Source organism: Pseudomonas sp. (genome assembly GCF_026224925.1).
Lineage (GTDB): Bacteria > Pseudomonadota > Gammaproteobacteria > Pseudomonadales > Pseudomonadaceae > Aquipseudomonas.
On the sequence record NZ_JAMFRV010000469.1, the window covers coordinates 1 to 5,044 of the forward strand.

Here is a 5,044-nt window from a genome sequence, read left to right on the forward strand (position 1 = left end):
CAGCGCCTGGGAGACCACCGCTTGCAGTGACTCAGACAGCATCGAGCGCACCATGGACTTCTCTTGCGCAGGGAACACATCAACCACCCGGTCGATGGTCTTTGCCGCCGAGGTGGTGTGCAGCGTGCCGAACACCAAGTGACCGGTTTCAGCGGCGGTCAATGCCAAGCGAATAGTCTCAAGGTCGCGCATTTCGCCGACGAGAATAACGTCCGGGTCTTCACGCAAGGCCGAACGCAAGGCTTCAGCAAAACCCAGGGTGTCGCGATGCACTTCGCGCTGGTTGACCAAGCACTTCTTCGATTCGTGAACGAATTCGATCGGGTCTTCGATGGTGAGAATGTGGTGGTGCTTGTTGCTGTTCAGGTAATCAATCATCGCCGCGAGCGTGGTCGACTTGCCCGACCCGGTCGGTCCGGTAACCAATACCAAGCCCCGCGGGACGTTGGTAATCTTGCGAAACACTTCTCCCATGCCGAGATCGTCCATGGTCAGGACTTTCGACGGAATGGTCCGAAACACTGCACCAGCACCGCGGTTCTGGTTAAAAGCGTTAACCCGGAAGCGCGCTACGCCAGGCACTTCGAAGGAAAAGTCGGTCTCCAGAAACTCCTCGAAATCCTTGCGCTGCTTGTCGTTCATGATGTCGTAGATCAGCCCCAGGACCTGTTTCTGGTCCAACGCTGGCAAGTTAATACGTCGCACATCACCGTCGACACGAATCATCGGCGGCAGTCCCGCAGAAAGATGTAAGTCTGACGCGCCTTGCTTGGCACTGAAGGCCAGCAGCTCGGTAATATCCATAGAGCTCCCCAATCACATAGAATGCCGCAGACTTTAGCCCTGCTGGCGCAAATCAATGTCCACGATAGCAGACAACGTTTCCCAAGTTGCTGAGCGAATTCGCGCTGCTGCCCTTGTGGCGCAACGGGATCCGAGCACCATTGGCCTGTTGGCCGTAAGCAAGACAAAACCAGCTGCCGCCCTGCGCGAAGCATTTGCCGCAGGCCTGCGCGATTTTGGCGAGAATTACCTGCAAGAGGCCTTGAGCAAACAGCTCGAATTGGCAGACCTACCCTTGTGTTGGCATTTCATCGGCCCCATTCAATCGAACAAGACTCGTGCTATTGCCGAGCATTTCGCCTGGGTGCATTCCGTGGATCGTTTGAAAATTGCACAACGGCTGTCCGAGCAACGTCCCACTGAACTGCCTGCGCTCAATATCTGCATTCAAATCAATGTCAGCGGCGAAGCAAGCAAGTCAGGCTGCACGCCAGAAGACTTGCCTGCGCTGGCCGCGGCGATCAATCTGCTGCCGCGCTTGAAGCTTCGCGGTTTGATGGCGATCCCTGAACCCACCGACGACAGCGCGGCACAAAACGCTGCTTTTGCTGCCGTCAGCAGCTTGCAACACAGTCTTAACCTGCCGCTAGACACACTTTCCATGGGCATGAGCCACGACCTGGAGGCTGCCATCGCACAAGGCGCCACTTGGGTCCGCGTCGGCACAGCCCTTTTTGGCGCCCGCGACTACGGCCAGCCATAACCCTCTTTTGCTAACAGGAAGCCAGTGATGAGCACGACTCGTATTGCTTTTATCGGCGCCGGCAACATGGCCACCAGCTTGATCGGAGGGCTGCGCGCCCAAGGCGTTGACGCTGCGCTGATTCGCGCCAGCGATCCGGGCGCCGAGACCCGCGCCAAAGTGGCGGCCGAACACGGTATCGAACTCTTCGCCGACAACGCCGAGGCCATCGAAGGTGCGGACGTGGTGCTGATCGCGGTCAAACCGCAAATGATGAAGGCCATGTGCATCGGCCTGCGCCCGAGCCTTAAGCCCCATCAGTTGGTGGTGTCGGTTGCCGCTGGCATCACCTGCGCCAGCATGAATAGCTGGCTGGGCGACCACCCCATCGTGCGTTGCATGCCCAATACCCCCGCGCTGTTGCGTCAGGGTGTCAGCGGTTTGTACGCCACCGCCAACGTTTCCAGTGAACAGCGTGCCCAGGCCGAGCAATTGCTCTCGGCCGTGGGTATTGCGCTGTGGCTGGAGGAGGAAAAACAACTGGATGCGGTCACTGCGGTGTCCGGCAGTGGCCCGGCGTATTTCTTCCTGTTGATCGAGGCGATGACCGCCACGGCTGAGAAACTTGGCCTGCCACGAGAGATTGCCATTCAACTGACCAAGCAGACCGCCTTGGGGGCCGCTCTGATGGTCACTGGCAGCGATGTCGATGCAGCGGAGCTGCGTCGCCGCGTCACGTCACCTGCGGGCACCACAGAGGCTGCTATCAAATCTTTCCAGGCCGGCGGCTTCGAAGCCCTGGTCGACACCGCACTGACTGCTGCCGCGCACCGTTCGGCAGAGATGGCCGAACAGCTCGGCAAATGATTTTTCAGGCCTTACTTTTACGCTCTTAGGGGGCAGACCGATGATCGGACTGAACACCGCTGCAATTTACGTTTTGCAAACCATCGGCAGTATGTATTTGCTGATCGTCCTGCTGCGCTTTGTGCTGCAGTTGGTACGCGCAAACTTTTACAACCCATTGAGCCAGTTTGCGGTGCGCGCCACTCAGCCGCTGCTGAAACCGTTGCGCCGGATCATTCCCAGCCTGTTTGGCCTGGACATGTCTTCGCTGGTGCTGGCAATCATCGTGCAATTGATACTGATGGCCCTGACGCTGCTGCTAGCCTACGGCACCACCGGTGATCCAGTGCATCTGCTGATCTGGTCGATCATTGGCGTTACGGCACTGTTCCTGAAGATATTCTTCTTCGCCCTGATCATCAGCGTGATTTTGTCCTGGGTCGCTCCGGGCAGCCATAATCCGGGCGCGGAGTTGGTCAATCAAATCTGCGAACCTGCACTGGCTCCGTTCCGCAGAATCTTGCCAAACCTCGGCGGCCTGGATATCTCGCCGATCCTGGCGTTCATTGTCCTCAAGCTGCTGGACATGCTGGTGATCAACAATCTGGCGGCCATGAGCCAAATGCCCGATGTGCTGCGCCTATTGATCTAACACCACCCAAAACCCTGTAGAGCCAACTTGTTGGCGAGGCGGCGTAACCTGACACAGCGCGTCAAAGCCTTCGCCAACAAGTTGTCTCCTACAGAGGGTGGCGAAAATCAATACAGAAGGCTGCGTTTGCCCGTTAAAGGGTGTTTGCTTGCCGCTAGGGGCAGCGGTCTTTAGACTTACGCCTCATTTAAGCGAGAGCAGGATCGATGCCCACGGTCTTTCCCCCCGATTCTGTTGGACTGGTGACGCCGCAAATGGCGCACTTCAGCGAACCGCTGGCCTTGGCGTGCGGTCGTTCGCTGCCTGCCTACGACTTGATTTACGAAACCTACGGTCAGCTCAACGCCGCTGGCAGCAACGCGGTGCTGGTGTGCCATGCCCTCTCCGGACACCATCACGCAGCAGGATTCCACAGCGTCGATGAACGCAAACCCGGCTGGTGGGACAGCTGTATCGGCCCCGGCAAGCCCATCGACACCAGCAAGTTCTTCGTCGTCAGCTTGAATAATCTTGGCGGTTGTAACGGCTCCACAGGCCCGAGCAGCATCAATCCGGAGACCGGCAAACCGTTTGGCGCTGATTTTCCGGTGCTGACTGTTGAAGACTGGGTCAACACTCAGGCACGCCTCGCTGACCTGTTGGGCATCGTGCAATGGGCCGCCGTGGTCGGTGGCAGTCTGGGCGGCATGCAGGCGCTGCAATGGACCATCAGTTACCCGGACCGAATTCGCCACTGCCTGGCGATTGCTTCTGCACCGAAGCTGTCTGCGCAAAACATCGCGTTCAACGAAGTAGCCCGGCAGGCGATTTTGTCCGACCCGGAGTTCCATGGCGGTTATTTCCAGGAACACGGCGTCATCCCAAAGCGGGGGCTAATGCTGGCACGCATGGTCGGGCACATCACTTATCTTTCCGATGACTCCATGGGCGAGAAATTTGGCCGTGGCTTGAAAAGCGAAAAGCTCAACTACGACTTCCACAGTGTCGAGTTTCAGGTAGAGAGCTACTTACGCTATCAAGGTGAAGAGTTCTCCGGTCGCTTCGATGCCAACACCTACCTGTTGATGACCAAAGCGCTGGACTACTTTGACCCGGCGGCTAATCACGGCGACAACCTGGCGCTGACGCTTGCCGGAGCCAAGGCCGACTTCTGCGTGATTTCCTTCACCACCGACTGGCGTTTCTCGCCGGCCCGCTCGCGGGAACTGGTGGATGCGCTGATGGCCGCGAAAAAAAATGTCTGCTATTTGGAGATCGATGCGCCGCAAGGCCATGACGCCTTTCTGATTCCGATCCCGCGCTATTTGCAGGCCTTCACCAGCTACATGAACCGAATTGCACTCTGAGGACACCATGAGAGCCGACCTGGAAATTATCCAAGACTGGATCCCTGCCGGTAGCCGGGTGCTCGACCTCGGTTGCGGCGACGGCGAGTTGCTGGCCTGGCTGCGCGATAACAAGCAAGTCACCGGCTACGGCCTGGAAAACGACGCTGACAACATTGCCCGGTGTGTGGGCAAAGGCGTAAACGTCATTGAGCAAGACTTGGACAAAGGCCTCGGCAACTTCGCCAGCAACAGCTTCGACATCGTGGTCATGACCCAAGCGTTGCAGGCCGTGAGTTACCCGGACCGGATACTCGACGAAATGTTGCGCGTGGGTCGCCAATGCATCATTACCTTCCCTAACTTCGGCCATTGGCGTTGCCGCTGGTACTTGGCGAGCAAGGGCCGGATGCCGGTGTCGGATTTCCTGCCATACACGTGGTACAACACGCCAAACATCCACTTCTGCACCTTCGAAGACTTCGAAGCCCTGTGCCGTGGTCGTGATGCGCAGGTCATTGACCGGTTGGCCGTCGATCAGCACCATCGTCACGGTTGGGCCAGCAAGCTATGGCCTAATCTGTTAGGTGAGATCGGGATCTACCGTGTTAGTAGCCCTAGCTTTGAGCAACACCAAATAGCAATTTAATCCCGGAATTACTCCGGGTCTGTAGGAGCCAACTTGTTGGCGAAGCG

Annotated in this window: 6 protein-coding genes; 5 read left to right on the forward strand and 1 reads right to left on the reverse strand. The window is 57.8% G+C overall.

Annotated features, from left to right (window positions below):
- Window positions 1-804: type IV pilus twitching motility protein PilT (locus M0974_RS20210; protein WP_297840781.1), on the reverse strand; the 804-nt coding region annotated here is incomplete at its 3' end.
- Between the two features lie 55 nt (window positions 805-859).
- Here M0974_RS20210 and M0974_RS20215 point away from each other — a divergent pair.
- The 5 genes from M0974_RS20215 (at window position 860) to metW (ending at window position 4,997) form a co-directional block, all read left to right on the forward strand.
- The gene (locus tag M0974_RS20215; RefSeq protein WP_297840784.1) at window positions 860-1,546 is read left to right on the forward strand and encodes a YggS family pyridoxal phosphate-dependent enzyme; all 687 of its coding nucleotides are present in this window, start codon (window positions 860-862) and stop codon (window positions 1,544-1,546) included.
- A gap of 27 nt (window positions 1,547-1,573) precedes the next feature.
- Window positions 1,574-2,392 carry a pyrroline-5-carboxylate reductase gene (gene proC / locus M0974_RS20220; RefSeq protein WP_297840787.1) on the forward strand — a complete coding sequence of 273 codons (819 nt, stop codon included), beginning with the start codon at window positions 1,574-1,576 and terminating at the stop codon, window positions 2,390-2,392.
- A 40-nt stretch (window positions 2,393-2,432) separates the two neighbouring features.
- Window positions 2,433-3,023, forward strand: a complete 591-nt coding sequence (locus M0974_RS20225; protein WP_297840789.1) for a YggT family protein — start codon at window positions 2,433-2,435, stop codon at window positions 3,021-3,023.
- Window positions 3,024-3,229: 206 nt separating this feature from the next.
- The gene (locus M0974_RS20230; RefSeq protein ID WP_297840792.1) at window positions 3,230-4,369 is read left to right on the forward strand and encodes a homoserine O-acetyltransferase; all 1,140 of its coding nucleotides are present in this window, start codon (window positions 3,230-3,232) and stop codon (window positions 4,367-4,369) included.
- A gap of 7 nt (window positions 4,370-4,376) precedes the next feature.
- Window positions 4,377-4,997: a methionine biosynthesis protein MetW gene (gene metW, locus M0974_RS20235; RefSeq protein WP_297840795.1), complete on the forward strand. Its 621-nt coding sequence runs from the start codon at window positions 4,377-4,379 to the stop codon at window positions 4,995-4,997.
- Window positions 4,998-5,044 lie beyond the last annotated feature (47 nt).